Genomic DNA, 17,579 nt, shown 5'->3' on the forward strand with positions numbered 1-17,579 from the left:
TCGGCGGCGGGGCCGCGCCCCGTACCGTGATCCCATGCCCGAGCCGATCCTGCACCTGACCGAACGTTCCCACTGGGACGCCGCCCGCGCGACGGGCACGTACGAGATCTCGACGCGTGGCCGGACCCTCCAGGAGGAGGGCTTCATCCACTGCTCGACCCGCGCCCAACTCCCGCGCACCGCCGCCGCGTTCTTCGCCGGCCTGGACGACCTGGTGGTCCTGGTCGTCGACCCCGATCTGCTCGACGTACCCCTGAAGTACGAGTCCGCGAAGCCCGGCGGCGAGGAGTTCCCGCACGTGTACGGGCCGATCCCGGTGGCCGCGGTCGTCGACGTGGAGCGGTGGACGTGACCGGCTTACCGCGCGGCCTGGTGTGGCGCCGGGCGCTGCTCGTGTGGGCGGTCGTCGTGGTCCTCGGGGGCGGACTGACGTTCCTGCTGCGGGACGCGGCGGAGTCGGCGTCGCAGCTCGGGCCGGGGGAGAGCAGCCCGAGTCCGTCGCTTCCGGAGGGCTGGGAGAGCCTGTGCCCGCAGGTCACGGCCACGGCCACCGCCGACCGGGACGGGGACCATGACGCAGGCGTCCTGTGCTTCATCAGGACCCGGCCGTAGCGGCCCCCTTCGGCAGTCCGCCCGTCTCCGGGTCCCGGCCGGTCAGGCAGTACAGGCCGCCCGTCGGGTCGCGCAGCACCGTCCAGTGGGTGGCGCGGGACACCAACTCGGCGCCCAGGCGCTCGTGTTCGGCCCGGGTGGCGTCGATGTCGGCGCAGGCGAGGTCCAGATGGGCGGAGGCCGGCCGCTCCTCGTCGAGGCGTTGCAGGAGGATGCGGATCGGCAGGCCGGCCGGCGGCTCGAGCACGTGGAACTCGGGGCGCGAGCCGGGCAGTGACCGCCAGTCGGCCAACAGGGCGCTCCAGAAGGCGACTTCGGCGTCGAAGACGGACGGTGCGAGGTCGAGGCACACCTGGTCGAGACGGCTGCCGCGTACGACGGGGGGCCGGGTCGACTCCCCGTTCTCCCAGGGGCCGACACAGAACAGTTGCCCGGCGGGCGAGCCGAGCACCGCCCACCGCGCGTGTTCGGTGACGACCTCCGCCCCCGCTTTCAGCGCCGAGTCCACGAACGCCGGCACGTCCTCGACGGCGAAGTCGAGATGCGCACCGCCCTCGCCCGAGACGACCCCTTGGACCTTGAACGCGGCATCGGCGTCCTTCGGCACCAGGGTCACGAACTCCTGCCGCTCACCGCGCAGTTCGGACAACCGGGTGTCCGTGACCGCCGTCCAGAACTCACAGGCACGGTCGAAGTGCGTGAGGGGTCGGTCGATGAAGGCGTGGATCCACAGGACCGGTTGGTTCACGCGGCCCGCTCCATGAACCGCAACATGTTCCCCGCCGGGTCCCGGAACGCGCAGTCACGCACTCCGTAGGGCATGTCCGTCGGCTCCTGGATCACCTCGGCGCCGGATTCCCGGACGCGCGCGAAGAGGGCGTCGCAGTCCTCGGTGGTGAAGTTGACCCCGCGCAGCATGCCCTTGGCCAGCAGCTGCTCCATCGCCTCGCGGTCGGCCGGGGAGAGGTCCGGGTTCGCCGCGGGCGGCTCCAGGACGATCGACACGTCCGGTTGCAGCGGCGACCCGACGGTCACCCAGCGCATCCCCTCGTACTTGACGTCGTTGCGGATCTCCAGGCCCAGGACGTCGCAGTAGAAGGTGACAGCCTTGTCGTGGTCGTCGACGGCGATGAAACAGTTGCTCAGTTTCAGGTCCATGGATCCAACCTAAGGTCGATACGGCGTCACGTCCGGCGGGGGCGTGTGTACGCCCGCACCACGCAGGGCGGGATCTCCGCGCTCTCCTCGTGCGAGCGGGCCCGGTAGGAGCTCGGCGTCTCGCCCACCAGCTCGGTGAAGCGGGCGCTGAACGAGCCGAGGGAGGTGCAGCCGACCGCCATGCAGACCTCGGTGACCGTGAGGTCCCCGCGGCGCAGCAGCGTCTTGGCGCGCTCGATCCGGCGGGTCATGAGGTAGCCGTACGGGGTCTCGCCGTAGGCGGTGCGGAAGCTGCGCTGGAAGTGGCCCGGCGACATCAGCGCGGTGCTCGCGAGGGCGGCCACATCGAGGGGCTCGGCGTACTCGCGGTCCATCCGGTCGCGGGCCTGCCGCAGCCGTACCAGGTCGTCGAGGTTCACCTCGTCAGGATCGCACGATCCTCACTGCACGGGTGCCGGGTCCTGAACCTGCCTTTGCCTTGAGTTCGCCTGCTGTACGGAAGCGCTTGTTCCCATAAAGGAATGGACCACATCACGTTCCTCGTGGCCGTCGTCATCGTCACGGCCCTGGCCTTCGACTTCACCAACGGATTCCACGACACCGCGAACGCGATGGCCACCTCCATCGCCACCGGTGCCCTCAAGCCGAAAACCGCCGTGCTCATCAGCGGGGTGCTCAACATCGTCGGCGCCTTCCTGTCGACGGAGGTCGCCAAGACGATCTCCGGTGGCATCGTGGACGACACCCTGGTCACACCGGGGATGATCTTCGCCGGGCTCATCGGCGCGATCCTGTGGAACCTGATGACCTGGCTGGTCGGTCTGCCGTCCAGTTCCTCGCACGCGCTGTTCGGCGGTCTGATCGGTGCGGTGTGGGTCGGCGCGGGGGCCGACGGCGTCCACTTCGACAAGGTGGTCGAGAAGATCCTGATCCCGGCCGTCGCCTCGCCGATCGTGGCGGGTGTCGCGGCGCTGCTGGCCACCTACCTCGCCTACAAGCTGACCGCCCGGGGCCGCAAGGAGTCGGTGACCAAGGGCTTCCGGCTCGGTCAGATCGCCTCGGCCTCGCTGGTCTCGCTCGCGCACGGCACCAACGACGCCCAGAAGACGATGGGCGTCATCACTCTGACCCTGATCTCGGCGGGCGCCCTCGGCCACGACGCGGGGCCGCCGGTGTGGGTGATCGCGTGCGCCGGTCTCGCCATCGGCCTGGGCACCTACCTCGGCGGCTGGCGCATCATCCGCACCATGGGCAAGGGGCTCACCGAGATCCAGTCCCCGCAGGGCTTCGCCGCGGAGACGGCCTCCACGACCGTCATCCTCACCTCGGCCCACCTCGGCTTCGCGCTGTCCACCACGCAGGTCGCCTCGGGCAGCATCCTCGGCGCGGGCCTGGGCCGGCGTCTGGCGGAGGTCCGCTGGGGCGTCGCCGGCCGGATGGCCGCCGCCTGGCTGATCACCCTGCCGTGCGCGGCGCTGGTCGGCGGCGTCTCGGCGGCCGCGGTCAAGCACGGCGGCAACTTCGGGACGGTCGTCGTCGCGCTGGTCGGTGCCGCGGTCGCCGTCGGCATCGTCGTCCTCTCGCGCCGCAACCCGGTGCACGCCGACAACGTCAACGACCACCACGAGGTCGCCGTCCGCACCGTGGCACCGACCCACGTCGGCACCGCCGCCTGAGCCAGGGAGACCCGACATGAATCTCGACTGGAACGCACTCGGCCAGGTCGCCGCGGTGAGCATCGGCGTCACGGTGGCCGTGGTCGTCGTCTTCGCCCTCGGCGTCCTCGGTCTCGCCCGTTTCGAGGGAGCGCGGGAGGATGGCGGGGGCACGTCGACCGTCGGCGCGGCCCAGGCCGGGCTCTGCTTCCTGGCGTGTTCGGCCGTGGTGGCGTACGGGATCTATCTGATCGTGCCGCAGTTCCACTGACGCCGATGACCCCACCACAGGAGGAGGACGGGATGACGACGCAACCCCTGCTGTCCGACCTGAAGGTCGACTACAGCGACCCCGACGAGCCCGTGCTCATCCGCCCGGACGGAAGCCCGGTGGACACCTGGCGGGAGAACTACCCGTACCCGGAGCGCATGGAGCGCAAGGAGTACGACTGGCACAAGCGGCTCCAGCAGATCGAGCTGCTGAAGCTGCAGAGCTGGATCAAGGAGACCGGGCGCCGGCTCGTCATCGTCTTCGAGGGACGGGACGCGGCCGGCAAGGGCGGCACCATCAAGCGGTTCACGGAGCACCTCAACCCGCGCGGGGCACGGGTGGTGGCCCTGGAGAAGCCCACCGAACGCGAGAGCGGCCAGTGGTACTTCCAGCGCTACGTCCAGCACCTGCCCACCGCCGGCGAGATAGTCCTCTTCGACCGGTCCTGGTACAACCGGGCCGGCGTCGAACGGGTCATGGGCTTCTGCTCGGACGACGAGTACCGCCGCTTCATGCGCCAGGCCCCGCTGTTCGAGCGGATGCTCGCGGACGACGGCGTGGACCTCATCAAGTTCTGGTTCTCGGTCTCACAGGGCGAACAGCGCACCCGCTTCACCATCCGCCAGGTCGACCCCGTACGGCAGTGGAAGCTCAGCCCCATGGACCTCGCGTCCCTGGACCTCTGGGACGACTACACCGCCGCCAAGGTCGCCATGTTCCGCGAGACCGACACCGAACACGCCCCCTGGACCGTGGTCAAGAGCAACGACAAGAAGCGCGCCCGCGTCGAGGCCATGCGCAGCGTCCTGGCCCGCTTCGACTACCACGACAAGGACGAGGAGGTCGTGGGCAGCCCCGACCCACGCATCGTGGGCGAGGCGGCGGGACTCCTGGAGGCGGGCGAGGACGACCAGGGGATCTTCGAGAGCGCCTGAGGCCGGTCCGCACGCCGAAGGGGCCCGGCCAGAACTTCGGCCGGGCCCCTTCGGGATGCCCGTCGACCTGCGATGGTGCACCGATCGCCGGTCTGTGGACGGGAAGTCCGTCAGGCCTTCTTGGTCTCCCAGAAGATCTTGTCGATCTGGGCGATGTAGTCGAGGGCCTTCTGGCCGGTCGCCGGGTCGGTGGACGCCTTGGCGGCCGAGAGGGCCTTCAGGGTGTCGTTGACCAGCTGGTGCAGCTCCGGGTACTTCTCGAAGTGCGGGGGCTTGAAGTAGTCGCTCCAGAGCACGGAAACGTGGTGCTTCGCGAGCTCGGCGCGCTGCTCCTTGATGACGATGGCGCGCGCTTGGAAGTGCGGGTCGTCGTTGGCGGCCATCTTGTCCTGCACGGCCTTCACCGACTCCGCCTCGATGCGGGCCTGGGCCGGGTCGTACACACCGCAGGGCAGGTCGCAGTGCGCGCTGACCTTCACCTTGGGGGCAAACAGGCGGGAAAGCATGGAGCATTCCTTCCTCGTGATCGTCTTCTCAGGTGGGACATTACTCCCTGGGAAGCTTGATTTCGCGGGTGCCCCCTAGGGCTTAGGACAAAAGTCCAGGGTCAGACTGAGACTGGTGGACGAACGACCGGGGAGGTGCCGGGGATGCCGGAGCTGTCGCAGGAGATCGAGCGGAGTAGGGCGCTGCTGCCCTTTGGGGTGGCCGAGGTGACCGGGCCGTCGATGGTGCCCACACTGCGGCACGGGGACCGTCTCGTGGTGCGGTGGGGGGCCAGGATCCGGCCCGGTGACGTGGTCGTCCTGCGGCATCCGTTCCAACAGGACCTGCTGGTCGTCAAGCGCGCGGTGGAGCGCCGCGACGGCGGCTGGTGGGTGCTCGGCGACAACTCGTACGCGGGCGGGGACAGCACCGACTACGGCGCCGTCCCCGAGGACCTGGTGCTGGGCAGGGTGCGCTTCCGCTACCGGCCGCCCAAGCCGGATCAGCGCTCGCCGCTCGCGGTGGCCCGCTGGGTGCTCTCGGCGGCCCGGCCCGTGCTCTCCGGCCGGTCGGCCTCCAGGCGCTTGCGGGCCCGGTAGGCGGCCACGTTGGCGCGGGTCGCGCAGCGGTCGGAGCAGTAGCGCCGGGAGCGGTTGGTCGAGGTGTCCAGGTAGGCGTTGCGGCAGGGGGGCGCCTCGCACAGGCCGAGCCGGTCCACGCCGTACTCGGTGAGGTGGAACGCCAGGCCCATCGCCGCGATCGCCGCGTAGCCCGCCGTCGCGTTGGACGGGTGGTCCGCCAGGTGCATGTGCCACAGCGGACGCCCGTCGTCGTCCCGGAAGTTGTGCCCGGAGATCTGCGGGCTCACCGGGAACTCCAGCAGCAGCGAGTTCAGCAGGTTCACCGCGAGCGTCTCGTCCCCGCCGTCCGCCGCCTCGAAGACCGCCCGCAGCCGCGCCCGGACCGAACGGAAGCGCGTGACGTCGGCGTCGGTGGTGCGCCGCGCCGACTCCTGGTTGGCACCGAACAGCTCCCGCACGGCCTCGACCGAGGTCAGCCCGTCCGTCCCCCGGGCCGGCTCCTCGGTGTTGACGAGACGTACGGCGTAATCCGAGTAATAGGCCAGTTCCACTTGTAGTCCTTACAGAGGCGCTCTATGGTCGTGGGTGCGGTCGGGTAACAGCCGGTCGTGTATCCAGGGTATTACGCGGCTGAAGGGAAGAGGGGATTCCATGGCCACTGCGACCGGAACCGACTGGCAGTCCTGGCAGGAGAGCTGGGACCGGCAGCAGGAGTGGTACATGCCGGACCGCGAGGAGCGATTCCGGATCATGCTGGACATGGTCGAGGCCTTCGCCGGCCCCGAACCCCGCGTCCTCGACCTCGCCTGCGGCACCGGCAGCATCACCGCCCGCCTGCTCGCCCGCTTCCCGAACGCCACCAGCACCGGCATCGACCTCGACCCCGCCCTGCTCGCCATCGCCCGCGGCACCTTCGAGGGCGACGACCGCGTCACCTTCGTAGAGGCCGATCTCAAGGACCCCGACTGGCCCACGCGACTGCCCCACGCGTCGTACGACGCCGTCCTGACCGCGACGGCCCTGCACTGGCTGCACACCGAACCCCTCGCTGCCCTCTACGGGCAGATCGGCGAACTGGTTCGCCACGGCGGCGTCTTCATGAACGCCGACCACATGATCGACGAGACCACGCCCCGGATCAACGCGGCCGAATCCGGCCAGCGTCACCGGCAGATGGACCAGGCCCTGCGCAACGGCGCCCTGGACTGGGCCGAGTGGTGGCAGCGCGCCGCCCAGGACCCCGTCCTCGCCGCCCCCACCGCCCGCCGCTTCGAGATCTACGGCGCCCACGCGGACGGCGACATGCCCTCCGCCCAGTGGCACGCACGCGTGCTGCGCGAGAAGGGGTTCGAGGAGGCGCGTCCGGTGTGGTGCTCGCCGTCGGACACGCTGCTGCTCGCGCTCAAGTAGGCCGGCCCATGCGGAAAGGGGCGGTACGGAGATCTCCGTACCGCCCCTTCACCGTCGTACCGCTACAGCACCTTGGACAGGAACGACTGCGTCCGCTCGTGCTGCGGGTTGGTCAGGACGTCGCGCGGGTTGCCGGACTCGACGACCACACCGCCGTCCATGAAGACCAGGCTGTCGCCCACCTCGCGGGCGAAGCCCATCTCGTGGGTGACGACGATCATCGTCATGCCGGACTCGGCGAGGTCGCGCATGACATCGAGCACGTCACCGACCAGCTCCGGGTCCAGGGCCGAGGTCGGCTCGTCGAAGAGCATCAGCTTCGGGTCCATGGCGAGGGCCCGGGCGATGGCGACGCGCTGCTGCTGGCCGCCGGAGAGCTGTGAGGGGTAGCTGCCCGCCTTGTCGGCCAGGCCCACCCGCTCCAGGAGCTGCCCGGCGCGCTCCCGGGCCGCGGCCCTGCTCGCGCCCTTGACCTGGATCGGCGCCTCGACGATGTTCTCCAGCGCCGTCATGTGCGGGAACAGGTTGAAGCGCTGGAAGACCATGCCGATGTCCCGGCGCTTCAGCGCGACCTCGCTGTCCTTGAGCTCGTACAGCTTGTCGCCCTTCTGGCGGTAGCCGACCAGCTCACCGTCGACGTACAGCCGCCCGGCGTTGACCTTCTCCAGGTGGTTGATGCACCGCAGGAAGGTCGACTTGCCGGAGCCGGAGGGGCCGATGAGGCAGAAGACCTCGCCGGACTTTACCTCCAGGTCGATGCCCTTGAGGACCTCGACCGGACCGAAGGACTTGTGCACGCCCTCGGCCTTGACCATTGCCGTGTTGTCGCTCATCGGTCAGCGCCTCCAGCTCGCGAGGGAGAGCATGTTCGCCCTGATCTTCTGGAACGGCGTGTCCGGGAGGCTGCGGCTGGAGCCGCGGGCGTAGTACCGCTCGATGTAGTACTGCCCCACGCTCAGCACCGAGGTGAGGATCAGGTACCAGGCGGCGGCCAGGAACAGCATCTCCACCGGGGCGCCGGAGGTCTGGCCGATGTCCTGGGCGTAGCGCAGGAGTTCGTAGAACTGCACCGCCGAGACCAGCGAGGTGGTCTTCAGCATGTTGATGACCTCGTTGCCCGTGGGCGGCACGATCACGCGCATCGCCTGCGGGATGACGATCCGGCGCAGGGTCTTGCCGTGGCTCATGCCCAGGGCGTGCGAGGCCTCGGTCTGGCCCTCGTCGACCGAGAGCAGACCGGCCCGGCAGATCTCCGCCATGTACGCGGCCTCGTTGAGGCCGAGGCCGAGCAGCGCCGTCAGGAGCGGCGTCATGAAGTCCGACCAGTAGTTCTTGTAGATCGGGCCGAGGTTGATGTACTCGAAGACCAGACCCAGGTTGAACCAGACGAAGAGCTGGACCAGGACCGGGGTGCCCCGGAAGAACCAGATGTAGAACCAGGCGATGGACGAGGTCACGGGGTTCTTCGACAGCCGCATGACGGCGAGCAGGATGCCACCGACGATGCCGATCACCATCGACAGCACCGTCAGGAGCATCGTCTGGCCGACGCCCTTGATGATGCGGTGGTCGAAGAAGTAGTCCGGAACGGCGTTCCAGTTGATCTTGCCCTGGCCGAACGCGTAGATGATCGCGACCAGGAGGGCGATCGCGATGACGGCCGAGATGTACCGCCCGTAGTGCCGGACCGGGACGGCCTTGATGGCCTCCGGTCCGGCCGGGGGAGTGTCCTGCGGCTCCGCCGTCTTGTCGATGTCAGCAGTCACGGGGATTGCCTCTCAGTGTCCGCGGGCCGCGGTCACTTGCCGCCGTTGACGGCGGCGGCCGTGACGGCGCCGTCGGCGACGCCCCACTTCGTGATGATCTTGTCGTACTCGCCGTTCTTGATGATCGCGTCGAGCGCGGCCTGCAGGGCGTCCCGCAGCTGCGTGTTGTCCTTGGCGACCGCGATGCCGTACGGGGCGGCCTCGACCTGCTCGCCGACGATCTGGAAGTCCTTGCCGCCGCCCGAGGTCTTCACCGCGTACGCGGTGACCGGGAAGTCGGAGGAACCGGCCTGGGCGCCGCCCGAGCGGACCCGGGTCTGGGCCTGCTGGTCGTTGTCGAAGGACTCGATCGACAGCTTCTTGCCGCTCGGACACTTCTTGGCCTCGGCCTTGGCGAGGTCCTCGGAGACCGTGCCGCGCTGCACCGCGATCTTCTTGCCGCACAGGTCGGCCCAGGTCTTGATGCCCTGGTCGTCGCCCTTCTTGGTGTAGATCGAGACACCGGCGGTGAAGTAGTCGACGAAGTCGACGCCCTCGCCGACCTTCTTGCCGGTCTCGGAGTCGACACCCTCCTGGCGGTCCTTGGTGTCGGTCATCGCGGACATGGCGATGTCGTAGCGCTTGGAGCGCAGACCCGTGATCAGGGTGTCGAAGGTGCCGTTCTCGAACTGGAACTTCACGCCGAGCTGCTTGCCCATGGCGTCCGCGAGGTCCGGGTCGATGCCGACCGTCTTGCCGGAGGAGTCCTTGAACTCGACCGGGGCGTAGGCGACGTCGGAGCCGACCTTGACGACCCCCTTGTCGCGGATCGCCTGGGGGAGCTTGGCGGCCAGCGGGGCCGAGCTGGTGGACGCGCTGCCGCTGTCGGAGCTGTCCTTGTCCTTGGTCTGGTCGCCGCAGCCGGCGAGCAGCAGAGTGCCTGCGACCGCGATCGCACCCACTGCGGCCAGGCGGTGGTGCGCGGCGGTGGTACGAAGCGTGGAGCGTGCGGTCATCTTGGGTTCCTCCGGCGGATGGGTTGATTTGCCGACAGGTCGACAGTGCCGTTGGGTCGACGAGAACACACGGCTTCGGGTGTCGCGACCTTGTGTGATTACGGCATCTTGCCATTCGGACTGAGCCGTTCAAGGTGCCAGCCATGTCAAAATCGGATAACGGGTGACCCCCGAACCGCGCCGGTTCGGTACGACATGTCCGGACCATCTGCGGGAATCCACTGTTCCGGCCGGAAGATCTTCGGCGCATCCCAGGATGCGGACCGGCGCCCCGAGGCGTTGATCACTGTTTAGGCGCCGGTCAGGGGCTTGTCGAGGACGTGTCCGCTTATTTCATGACGATTCTTGTCATCGAGATGTGACCTTCTCAACCCGCGATGTGACCTTGCGCCGAATGGACTCGTCCTCGGCGCGGGACGTCCGGTAAGAAGGTGCTTTACACCCCTCATCCGGGGCCCCGGGCGCGTGTGCGACGCGCCCGTCGCGTATGACCCGTACGCACCAATCACGTGGGCATGCGCGGTCCCGCCCACTTCTCACCCGAAGTGGCCCACCCTCAACCATTGAAGACTTAAGGGGTAAAACAAAGTGGCAGCGGAGATCGTCAATCCTCGCAGCGACAACAAGCCGGGACATAGCGACCAGGACGGCGGGGCCGAGCCCCTCGATTCCTTCGACCCGGCGTTCGCGCTCCACCGTGGCGGCAAGATGGCCGTGCAGGCCACCGTGCCGCTCCGTGACAAGGACGACCTGTCCCTGGCCTACACGCCCGGCGTCGCGCGCGTGTGCACCGCCATCGCCGAGCAGCCGGACCTGGTCAACGACTACACGTGGAAGTCGTCCGTGGTGGCCGTCGTCACCGACGGCACGGCGGTGCTCGGCCTCGGCGACATCGGCCCGGAGGCCTCCCTCCCGGTGATGGAGGGCAAGGCCATCCTGTTCAAGCAGTTCGGCGGCGTGGACGCGGTGCCGATCGCGCTGGCGTGCACCGGCGTCGACGAGATCGTCGAGACCGTGGTGCGCCTCGCCCCGTCCTTCGGTGGCATCAACCTGGAGGACATCTCGGCGCCCCGCTGCTTCGAGATCGAGCGCAAGCTCCAGGAGCGGCTGGACATCCCGGTCTTCCACGACGACCAGCACGGCACGGCGGTCGTGACGCTGGCCGCCCTGCGCAACGCGGCGCGGCTGAGCGGGCGGTCCATCGCGGATCTGCGGGCCGTCATCTCCGGCGCCGGCGCGGCCGGGGTCGCGATCGCCAGGATGCTGGTCGAGGCCGGTATCGGCGACGTCGCGGTCGCCGACCGCAAGGGCGTCGTCTCGGCCGACCGGGACGACCTGACCTCCGTCAAGCGCGAGGTGGCCGGCTTCACCAACAAGGCGGGCCTGACCGGCTCCCTGGAGGACGCCCTGTCCGGCGCCGACGTCTTCATCGGCGTCAGCGGCGGTACGGTCGCGGAGGCGGCCGTCGCCTCCATGGCGAAGGGCGCGTTCGTGTTCGCCATGGCCAACCCGGACCCCGAGGTGCACCCCGACGTCGCGCACAAGTACGCGGCGGTCGTGGCGACCGGGCGGTCCGACTTCCCGAACCAGATCAACAACGTGCTGGCGTTCCCGGGCATCTTCGCCGGTGCGCTGCAGGTGCGGGCCTCTCGGATCACGGAGGGGATGAAGATCGCGGCGGCGGAGGCCCTGGCCGGGGTTGTCGGGGATGACCTCGCCGCGGATTACGTGATTCCGTCGCCGTTCGACGAGCGGGTTGCCCCGGCGGTGACCTCGGCGGTGGCTGCGGCTGCTCGGGCCGAGGGCGTTGCCCGTCGCTGACGGTTCGTTTGTGCGGGCCGGTGGGGGTGCGCGTCCTGGGGGCTGCGCCCCCAGACCCCCATCGGCCTGCGGCCTCGTCCTCAAACGCCGGACGGGCTGAAAGACGCCAAGCCAAGCCGGCTGAGAAGGAAACGCCGGTCGTCGCGCGGGCAGAAGGCCCCTGAGTGCGGCCGGGCTGACAAGCGCTGGTCTGCGTTCATGGCAAGAGGGCGTGTGTCACAACGCCCATCGGTTCCCCGCGAAACCCGCGGAGCCTATCGTCGACGCCATGTTCGCCGTCTACGCCGCCCGAATCGACCGCGACCAACCGCTCGCCGGACTGGAGTCGGGGGACCGACCCGCCCCCGAGGCCCGTCCCGGCTGGAGCACCGTCGATGTCAGGGCCGCCTCCCTCAACCACCACGATCTCTGGTCGCTCCGGGGCGTCGGCCTCCCGGAGGACCGGCTGCCGATGATCCTCGGCTGTGACGCCGCCGGTGTCGACGCGGACGGCAACGAGGTCGTCCTGCACTCCGTGATCGGCCAGAGCGGTCACGGCGTCGGCCCCAAGGAACCCCGCTCCATCCTCACCGAGCGCTACCAGGGCACCTTCGCCGAGCAGGTCGCCGTCCCGACCTGGAACATCCTGCCCAAGCCGAAGGAACTCTCCTTCGCGGAGGCCGCCTGTCTGCCCACGGCCTGGCTCACGGCGTACCGCATGCTCTTCACCAACGCCGGTGTCCGCCCCGGCGACTCGGTCCTCGTCCAGGGCGCCGGCGGCGGGGTCGCGACCGCCGCGATCGTGCTCGGCAAGGCCGCGGGGCTGCGGGTCTTCGCCACCAGCCGGGACGAGGCCAAGCGGAAGCGGGCGCTGGAACTCGGCGCGGTCGAGGCGGTGGAGTCGGGCGCGCGGCTGCCGCAGCGTGTGGACGCCGTCATCGAGACGGTCGGCGCGGCCACCTGGTCGCACTCGATCAAGTCCCTGCGTCCCGGCGGCACGGTCGTCATCTCCGGCGCGACGAGCGGCGACCGCCCCTCGCACGCCGAACTGACCCGCATCTTCTTCCTCGAACTCAAGGTCGTCGGCTCCACGATGGGCACCAAGGACGAGCTGGAGGACCTGCTCTCCTTCTGCGCCGCCACCGGTGTACGTCCCGTCATCGACGAGATCCTCCCGCTGGACCGCGCCCGCGAGGGCTTCGAACGACTGGAGTCCGGCGACCAGTTCGGAAAGATCGTCCTCACGAACGGCTGACCCCGCTCTTCTCTCTCCACTCCCTCCACGACGGCCGACCTGTGCTTCACGACGGGTCGGCCGTCGGCGTTTGTCAACTGTGGTTGACATGCGAGGTGTGTCAACGTAAGTTGACATCATGACCGAAGCAACGGATCTCGCCGAGCGCGCGGGCGATCGCGATCCACGGGTCGGCCTACGGGCCGTCAGCGCCCTGCGCCGCCTGCTGGAGCAGTTGGAGGCGGTGCAGGTGCGCAACGCCCGCAATCAGGGCTGGTCGTGGCAGGAGATCGCCGCGGAACTCGGAGTGAGCAGGCAGGCCGTGCACAAGAAGTACGGGAGGCATTGATGTTCGAGCGGTTCACCAAGGACGCCCGCACGGTGGTCCAGGGCGCGGTGGAGCAGGCGGAACGGTCGGGGGCGCGGTCCGTGGACGCCGAGCACATACTGCTCGCGCTGCTGGACCGCCAAGGCAGCCGCGCGTCCTTCGCCCTGGCCGCGCTCGGCGTGACCGACCCCGAGCGCAAGGAGTCCGTACGCCGGGCCCTGTCCGAGGCGCGACGCCGGGCCGGGTTGTCCCAGGCCGAGGCGGAGGCCCTCGCCGGGCTCGGCATCGACGTCTCGGAGATCGTCGCCCGGGTCGAGGAGGTCCACGGAGTCGGGGCGATGTCCGGGGACCGCGGGAGCGGCGGCCGTGTGACCGGCGGTCGCGGGCCTGGAGGCCGCGGGTCCGGTAGCCGTGGGCTGGGGCGCCGGCCCTTCGAACGGGGCGCGAAGGACGTCCTCGTACGAGCACTGCGCGCCACCCTCGCCCACGGAGACCGGCACGTCGGCGACGAACATCTCCTCCTGGCCCTCACTGTCATGCCGGGCGTACCGGCCGAAGTGCTCGCCGATCACGGCGTGACGTACGAGTCGCTGTCACGGGTGCTGTACGGGGCGGGTGCCGACGGCGGCGAGGCCAAGGCCGGCTGATCGGGCCGGGCGCCGGAGAGCGGCGAACAGCGGCGACCAGGGCTCGGCGAACAGGGTGGCGAAGATGTGGCCGTGGGGGTGTCAGGGATGGGTACTGGGGTTGGGCCTGCCGAGAATGACCTGGTCCTTCGAAGGAGAGCCCATGACTGCGTCCGAACCGGTGTCCGATCCGGTGTCCGAGACCGTGTCCGTGTCCGAGCCCGTGCCGCTCGTCCTCGTCCCGGCGGACGGAGCCGTGCGGGACGCGGTGACCAAGGTGGGCGGGCAGCCGGTGTGGCTGGCGGGGCCGCAGTGGCCGCTGTCCCGGGAGACCGGGCGACCGATGGAGTTCCTGGGGCAGTTCGCCCTGGCGGGCGGTCGGCTCGCGTACCTCTTCATGACCGGGAGCGGCAACGACTCCGTCGACGGCACCTTCGACCCTGAGGGCGGGGAGAACGCCCTCGTGATCCAACCCGACGGCCGCGTCCCTGAGTTCGTGACCGTCGAGGATCGGGCGGAGGGGCCGAGCGCGGGCGTCGACCATCTGCCGGGTGCCGCCGACGCCGAGGGGGCCGAAGGAGACGGCGACGGGGTGAACCGTCGGCCCTGGCAGTACCTCGGTGGACCCGGGGTCGAACCGCACTGGCTCCAGGGCGAGGAGCCTCCCGGCGACGACTGGTCCCTGGTCGTCCAGCTCGACTCCGGCAAACTGCCCTTCGACGTCGACTTCGGCGACTCGGGCGTCGGTTACGCCTTTCTCGCCCCGGACGGCAAGGAGGGCCGGTTCCTCTGGCAGTGCATGTGACTGGCGCTGTATGCGGCCGGCGGCGCATGCGGCTGGTGGCGCGTGTGACTGGCGCCGGCTGTGAGGGGCAGGCCGGGCGCACTGTGGGGTGCGCCTGGTGCCGTCCCGCTCGCTCGCCCGCTCGCCCGCTCAGGCCTTCGGCGTACGCAGTATCGCCCCGATGTGCGCCGCCGCCGTCGACAAGTGGCGTCGGGCATCGCGCAGTTGGTCGTCCGTGACCCCGTGATCCCGGGCCGCGTCGCGGATGTCGTCCCGGAAGCGGTCGAGCAACCGGTCGAGGTCACGTGCCGCGTCACCGGTCGTCGAGTCGTCGTGCGCCCAGCTCGGCTCGAACTCGGCAGGGAAGTCCTCAGGTGTCTGCGAGTAGTCGGGCTGCGTGCCGGAAGCGTCCGCACCCGCACCGGTGGTACCAGCGCCGGCGCCGGCTCCCGCGCCGCCCCGCCCGAACCCGAAGTCCTTCCCGAACTCCTTGCCGAAGTCCTTCCCGAACTCGCCGAACTCCTTGGCCAGTTCGGTCAGCCCCTCGCGCACCCCGGTCGGCCAGTCGCCCCGCGAGAAGTGGTCCTGCACCTGCTCCTGGACCCGCTTGCCGATGCGCTGCAACTCCTCCTGCGCCTGGGCCCGGGCCCGCTCCTGAGCCTCCTTGGCCTGGCGCCGGGCCCGCTGGGCCTCGTCACGGGCCCGCCGGCTCTCGTCCTTGGCCCGTCGGGCCTGTTCCTTCCACTCCTGCTTGACCCGCCGCATCTCCTCCTTGGCGACGCGCCAGGACTCCTTGTCGGTGAAGTCCCCGAAGTCGCCGGCGGGACCGGCGTGTTCGCCATCCCCGCGGCTCCTGGCGCCGGCGCCGGCACCGCTGCGGGCCTCGCTCGCCGCGGCCCGCATCTCGCGCCGCAGATCGCCCGCCGCGCCGCGCACATCGGCGCGGATCTCGGCGGCCAGCTCGGCGACCGACTCGCGGATCTCCAGCTCCAGGTCGGCCAGTTCGCCGCTGCGGTCGGCGAGTTCGGCGCGGCCGGCGTCCGTGATGGCGTACACCTTGCGGCCGCCCTCGGTGGTGTGGGTGACCAGGCCCTCCGCCTCCAGCTTGGCGAGCCGGGGGTAGACGGTGCCCGCCGACGGCGCGTACAGCCCCTGGAACCGTTCTTCGAGGAGGCGGATCACCTCGTAGCCGTGGCGCGGGGCCTCGTCCAACAGCTTGAGCAGGTAGAGGCGCAGGCGGCCGTGGGCGAAGACGGGGGGCATGTCAGAGCACCTTCTTGTCGGTCGTACCGTCGGTCGGGGCGTCACTCGTGCCGTCGCCCGGGCCGGAAACGGAATTGTCCCCCGAGTTGCTGTCAGGTTCGGCCGACGGGGTGTCGTCGGACCGGGTCGCCGGGGCGGAACCCTCGGCCGCCGGGTCGATGTCCTTGGCGGTGTCTTCGATGTCCTGGGTGTCCTCAGCGGTGTCCTCGGTGGCGTCCTTGGTCAACAGGTCGGCGTCCCGGGCCGCGTCGCCGGAGCTCGGAGCCGCATCCGGAACCTCCGCCTCGAAGTCGTCGACCTTGGCCTCGAAGTCGTCCGGCGTCGAGTCCCAGGGCCCGTCCTCAGGCCCGTCCTCCGTCGGAGGGCGCCGCAGCAGGGCGATGGAGCCCGAGACGGTGGTCGCTTTCAGGCGGCCGCTGCCCGAGCCGAGCCGGCCGGTGATCCGCTTGGCGCCCCACTGGCCGCTCACCCGCAGGTCCTCGAAGGCGTTGGAGACCGAGCCGCTCGCGGTGTTGGCCTCCACCTCCGCGTCCGCCGGGTGCGGCAGCCGGATGGCGATCTCGCCGGAGACGCTGGTCAGGCTGACGTCGGTCGGGCGACCGGCCGGGTCGAGGTCGACGATCATCGAGCCGCTCACCGACTCCGCCTTGACAGAGGAGCCCGCGCCCTCGACGACGGTCAGATCACCGGAGACGGAGTTGAAACGGAGGTCGCCGCTGAGAGCCTGCGCCTCCACGTTCCCCGAGACGGTGTCCGCGCGGACCGGGCCGGTGAGCCGTACCAGCGTGGTGTCGCCGGTGACTCCCTTGACCTCCGCGCGCCCGTCGAGCCCGGAGACCACGGCCGCCGCGCCGACCACGCCCACCTCGACGCGGGTGTCCACCGGAACGGCCAGGGAGACGACGGCGGAGCGCCGCCAGCCCTTCCGGTCGAGCCACTTGAGGAAGCCCTTCCAGGGCAGATCCTCGTAGGCGACCGTGAGGGTGCCGTCCCGCTGGGTCACTGTCAGGGGAGGTCCCTCGATCCGGGAGACCTCCAGGCGGGCGGAACCTTCCTCGGCGCCCACCACGTTCACCGTTCCGTTGACGACTCGCACATGCAGCTCTCGCACGGGCTCATCGAACGTGAGCTTCCTCGGCTCTGCGACGGACCACTCGGACATGTTCCGGACCTCCCCGTCCTGACGCGCCATATCGCGTCTTCCGCTATTCACGATATATCGCGGTCGAGGAAAGTCAAGCCACTCGTTCAGGGGATCCGGAGCGCGGCCGTGCGCCCGAGACGCCGAAGGCGCCCCCTGCCAGGGGACGCCTTCGGCGTAGCCAACTGCTCGTCGTTGTCTGGTTGTCGGTCTCTACTCGTCGTCCTCGTCGTCGTCCAGCCGGGCCAGCCACGTCGCCAGCCGCTCCACCGGCACCTCGAAGTCCGGGTTCAGATCGACGAACGTCCGCAGCTGCTCGGCGAGCCACTCGAAGGTGACTTCCTCCTCGCCGCGCCGCTTCTCCAGTTCTTCGATGCCACGGTCCGTGAAGTACATGGGTCAAGGATAAGTGCGCGGAAACGGCCGGGGCGCCCCCCCCCCGCGGGGGGGGGGGCCCGCCCCACAAGAAACCCGCCATCGGGGAACCCACCGACAACTGACCCCACAACGCAAACAGCACCCCCAGCGTCCCCG

Annotated in this window: 23 protein-coding genes; 12 read left to right on the plus strand and 11 right to left on the minus strand. The window is 69.9% G+C overall.

What is annotated here, in order from left to right; genetic code table 11:
• Positions 1-34: 34 nt before the first annotated feature.
• Both ACIP6U_RS47725 and ACIP6U_RS47730 read left to right on the plus strand, forming a co-directional pair.
• Entirely contained in the window at positions 35-352 is a 318-nt protein-coding gene (locus tag ACIP6U_RS47725; protein WP_401729708.1) for a DUF952 domain-containing protein, read from the plus strand.
• A complete protein-coding gene (locus ACIP6U_RS47730; protein ID WP_401729710.1) occupies positions 349-612 on the plus strand; it encodes a hypothetical protein in 264 nt (87 codons plus the stop codon). Before ACIP6U_RS47725 ends, ACIP6U_RS47730 begins: the two co-directional genes overlap by 4 nt.
• Here ACIP6U_RS47730 and ACIP6U_RS47735 read toward each other — a convergent pair.
• The 3 genes from ACIP6U_RS47735 to ACIP6U_RS47745 are packed head-to-tail and all read right to left on the minus strand — an operon-like array spanning position 596 to position 2,189.
• Positions 596-1,360, minus strand: a complete 765-nt coding sequence (locus tag ACIP6U_RS47735; RefSeq protein WP_401729711.1) for a VOC family protein — start codon at positions 1,358-1,360, stop codon at positions 596-598. The two genes, ACIP6U_RS47730 and ACIP6U_RS47735, sit on opposite strands and share 17 nt — an antisense overlap.
• On the minus strand, positions 1,357-1,770 hold the full coding sequence (locus ACIP6U_RS47740) for a VOC family protein (RefSeq protein WP_401729712.1): 414 nt from the start codon (positions 1,768-1,770) through the stop codon (positions 1,357-1,359). The genes ACIP6U_RS47735 and ACIP6U_RS47740 overlap by 4 nt, the downstream gene beginning before the upstream one ends.
• 26 nt (positions 1,771-1,796) lie before the next feature.
• A complete protein-coding gene (locus ACIP6U_RS47745; RefSeq protein WP_401729714.1) occupies positions 1,797-2,189 on the minus strand; it encodes a helix-turn-helix transcriptional regulator in 393 nt (130 codons plus the stop codon).
• A gap of 102 nt (positions 2,190-2,291) precedes the next feature.
• Between ACIP6U_RS47745 and ACIP6U_RS47750 the strand changes: the two genes are divergently transcribed.
• Genes ACIP6U_RS47750 through ppk2 form a run of 3 tightly spaced genes read left to right on the plus strand, consistent with a single transcriptional unit; the run spans position 2,292 to position 4,631 of the window.
• Positions 2,292-3,446: an anion permease gene (locus tag ACIP6U_RS47750; RefSeq protein WP_401729715.1), complete on the plus strand. Its 1,155-nt coding sequence runs from the start codon at positions 2,292-2,294 to the stop codon at positions 3,444-3,446.
• A 16-nt stretch (positions 3,447-3,462) separates the two neighbouring features.
• Positions 3,463-3,696, plus strand: a complete 234-nt coding sequence (locus ACIP6U_RS47755) for a hypothetical protein (protein WP_401729716.1) — start codon at positions 3,463-3,465, stop codon at positions 3,694-3,696.
• Between the two features lie 32 nt (positions 3,697-3,728).
• On the plus strand, positions 3,729-4,631 hold the full coding sequence (gene ppk2 / locus ACIP6U_RS47760) for a polyphosphate kinase 2 (RefSeq protein WP_401729718.1): 903 nt from the start codon (positions 3,729-3,731) through the stop codon (positions 4,629-4,631).
• 110 nt (positions 4,632-4,741) lie between these two features.
• Here the strand turns inward: ppk2 and sodN are convergent, their stop codons facing one another.
• Complete coding sequence (sodN, locus tag ACIP6U_RS47765) at positions 4,742-5,137, minus strand: superoxide dismutase, Ni (protein WP_019058247.1); 396 nt, start codon at positions 5,135-5,137, stop codon at positions 4,742-4,744.
• Positions 5,138-5,281: 144 nt separating this feature from the next.
• Between sodN and sodX the strand changes: the two genes are divergently transcribed.
• The gene (gene sodX / locus ACIP6U_RS47770; RefSeq protein ID WP_401729720.1) at positions 5,282-5,716 is read left to right on the plus strand and encodes a nickel-type superoxide dismutase maturation protease; all 435 of its coding nucleotides are present in this window, start codon (positions 5,282-5,284) and stop codon (positions 5,714-5,716) included.
• On the opposite strand, the gene ACIP6U_RS47775 is transcribed toward sodX, so the two are convergent.
• The gene (locus ACIP6U_RS47775; RefSeq protein ID WP_401729722.1) at positions 5,620-6,249 is read right to left on the minus strand and encodes a CGNR zinc finger domain-containing protein; all 630 of its coding nucleotides are present in this window, start codon (positions 6,247-6,249) and stop codon (positions 5,620-5,622) included. The two genes, sodX and ACIP6U_RS47775, sit on opposite strands and share 97 nt — an antisense overlap.
• 100 nt (positions 6,250-6,349) lie before the next feature.
• Between ACIP6U_RS47775 and ACIP6U_RS47780 the strand changes: the two genes are divergently transcribed.
• On the plus strand, positions 6,350-7,108 hold the full coding sequence (locus tag ACIP6U_RS47780; RefSeq protein ID WP_401729723.1) for a methyltransferase domain-containing protein: 759 nt from the start codon (positions 6,350-6,352) through the stop codon (positions 7,106-7,108).
• Positions 7,109-7,170: 62 nt separating this feature from the next.
• Here ACIP6U_RS47780 and ACIP6U_RS47785 read toward each other — a convergent pair whose 3' ends face one another.
• From ACIP6U_RS47785 to ACIP6U_RS47795, 3 genes are read right to left on the minus strand one after another with little or no spacing between them, the layout of a single operon-like run.
• Positions 7,171-7,923, minus strand: a complete 753-nt coding sequence (locus ACIP6U_RS47785) for an amino acid ABC transporter ATP-binding protein (protein WP_401729739.1) — start codon at positions 7,921-7,923, stop codon at positions 7,171-7,173.
• A 21-nt stretch (positions 7,924-7,944) separates the two neighbouring features.
• Positions 7,945-8,874: an amino acid ABC transporter permease gene (locus ACIP6U_RS47790; protein ID WP_401729725.1), complete on the minus strand. Its 930-nt coding sequence runs from the start codon at positions 8,872-8,874 to the stop codon at positions 7,945-7,947.
• A 32-nt stretch (positions 8,875-8,906) separates the two neighbouring features.
• Entirely contained in the window at positions 8,907-9,869 is a 963-nt protein-coding gene (locus ACIP6U_RS47795) for an ABC transporter substrate-binding protein (protein WP_401729727.1), read from the minus strand.
• Between the two features lie 588 nt (positions 9,870-10,457).
• Here ACIP6U_RS47795 and ACIP6U_RS47800 point away from each other — a divergent pair.
• From ACIP6U_RS47800 to ACIP6U_RS47820, 5 genes are all read left to right on the plus strand, one after another.
• A complete protein-coding gene (locus ACIP6U_RS47800) occupies positions 10,458-11,690 on the plus strand; it encodes an NADP-dependent malic enzyme (RefSeq protein ID WP_401729729.1) in 1,233 nt (410 codons plus the stop codon).
• A gap of 268 nt (positions 11,691-11,958) precedes the next feature.
• Positions 11,959-12,924: a zinc-binding dehydrogenase gene (locus ACIP6U_RS47805; protein WP_401729731.1), complete on the plus strand. Its 966-nt coding sequence runs from the start codon at positions 11,959-11,961 to the stop codon at positions 12,922-12,924.
• Between the two features lie 118 nt (positions 12,925-13,042).
• A complete protein-coding gene (locus ACIP6U_RS47810; protein ID WP_123997798.1) occupies positions 13,043-13,252 on the plus strand; it encodes a helix-turn-helix domain-containing protein in 210 nt (69 codons plus the stop codon).
• Complete coding sequence (locus ACIP6U_RS47815; RefSeq protein WP_401729733.1) at positions 13,252-13,878, plus strand: Clp protease N-terminal domain-containing protein; 627 nt, start codon at positions 13,252-13,254, stop codon at positions 13,876-13,878. Before ACIP6U_RS47810 ends, ACIP6U_RS47815 begins: the two co-directional genes overlap by 1 nt.
• Before the next feature lie 142 nt (positions 13,879-14,020).
• Complete coding sequence (locus ACIP6U_RS47820; RefSeq protein ID WP_401729734.1) at positions 14,021-14,662, plus strand: hypothetical protein; 642 nt, start codon at positions 14,021-14,023, stop codon at positions 14,660-14,662.
• Positions 14,663-14,791: 129 nt separating this feature from the next.
• Here ACIP6U_RS47820 and ACIP6U_RS47825 read toward each other — a convergent pair whose 3' ends face one another.
• The 3 genes from ACIP6U_RS47825 to ACIP6U_RS47835 form a co-directional block, all read right to left on the minus strand.
• Entirely contained in the window at positions 14,792-15,904 is a 1,113-nt protein-coding gene (locus ACIP6U_RS47825) for a helix-turn-helix transcriptional regulator (RefSeq protein WP_401729736.1), read from the minus strand.
• Position 15,905: 1 nt separating this feature from the next.
• Positions 15,906-17,066 (minus strand): DUF4097 family beta strand repeat-containing protein, encoded by a 1,161-nt coding sequence (locus tag ACIP6U_RS47830; protein ID WP_401729738.1) that lies wholly within the window; start codon positions 17,064-17,066, stop codon positions 15,906-15,908.
• Between the two features lie 192 nt (positions 17,067-17,258).
• Complete coding sequence (locus ACIP6U_RS47835; protein WP_019058231.1) at positions 17,259-17,441, minus strand: DUF6104 family protein; 183 nt, start codon at positions 17,439-17,441, stop codon at positions 17,259-17,261.
• Positions 17,442-17,579 lie beyond the last annotated feature (138 nt).

This window comes from Streptomyces sp. NPDC088794, assembly GCF_044750545.1.
GTDB lineage: Bacteria > Actinomycetota > Actinomycetes > Streptomycetales > Streptomycetaceae > Streptomyces.

Bases quoted from the DNA above. Each gene is read 5' to 3' on its own strand.
- ACIP6U_RS47810 (WP_123997798.1), top strand. From the start codon at position 13,043: ATGACCGAAGCAACGGATCTCGCCGAGCGCGCGGGCGATCGCGATCCA.
- ACIP6U_RS47795 (WP_401729727.1), bottom strand. From the start codon at position 9,869: ATGACCGCACGCTCCACGCTTCGTACCACCGCCGCGCACCACCGCCTG.
- ACIP6U_RS47780 (WP_401729723.1), top strand. From the start codon at position 6,350: ATGGCCACTGCGACCGGAACCGACTGGCAGTCCTGGCAGGAGAGCTGG.
- ACIP6U_RS47805 (WP_401729731.1), top strand. From the start codon at position 11,959: ATGTTCGCCGTCTACGCCGCCCGAATCGACCGCGACCAACCGCTCGCC.
- sodX (WP_401729720.1), top strand. From the start codon at position 5,282: ATGCCGGAGCTGTCGCAGGAGATCGAGCGGAGTAGGGCGCTGCTGCCC.
- ACIP6U_RS47725 (WP_401729708.1), top strand. From the start codon at position 35: ATGCCCGAGCCGATCCTGCACCTGACCGAACGTTCCCACTGGGACGCC.
- ACIP6U_RS47750 (WP_401729715.1), top strand. From the start codon at position 2,292: ATGGACCACATCACGTTCCTCGTGGCCGTCGTCATCGTCACGGCCCTG.
- sodN (WP_019058247.1), bottom strand. From the start codon at position 5,137: ATGCTTTCCCGCCTGTTTGCCCCCAAGGTGAAGGTCAGCGCGCACTGC.
- ACIP6U_RS47815 (WP_401729733.1), top strand. From the start codon at position 13,252: ATGTTCGAGCGGTTCACCAAGGACGCCCGCACGGTGGTCCAGGGCGCG.
- ACIP6U_RS47755 (WP_401729716.1), top strand. From the start codon at position 3,463: ATGAATCTCGACTGGAACGCACTCGGCCAGGTCGCCGCGGTGAGCATC.
- ppk2 (WP_401729718.1), top strand. From the start codon at position 3,729: ATGACGACGCAACCCCTGCTGTCCGACCTGAAGGTCGACTACAGCGAC.
- ACIP6U_RS47835 (WP_019058231.1), bottom strand. From the start codon at position 17,441: ATGTACTTCACGGACCGTGGCATCGAAGAACTGGAGAAGCGGCGCGGC.
- ACIP6U_RS47830 (WP_401729738.1), bottom strand. From the start codon at position 17,066: ATGTCCGAGTGGTCCGTCGCAGAGCCGAGGAAGCTCACGTTCGATGAG.
- ACIP6U_RS47820 (WP_401729734.1), top strand. From the start codon at position 14,021: ATGACTGCGTCCGAACCGGTGTCCGATCCGGTGTCCGAGACCGTGTCC.
- ACIP6U_RS47740 (WP_401729712.1), bottom strand. From the start codon at position 1,770: ATGGACCTGAAACTGAGCAACTGTTTCATCGCCGTCGACGACCACGAC.
- ACIP6U_RS47825 (WP_401729736.1), bottom strand. From the start codon at position 15,904: ATGCCCCCCGTCTTCGCCCACGGCCGCCTGCGCCTCTACCTGCTCAAG.
- ACIP6U_RS47785 (WP_401729739.1), bottom strand. From the start codon at position 7,923: ATGGTCAAGGCCGAGGGCGTGCACAAGTCCTTCGGTCCGGTCGAGGTC.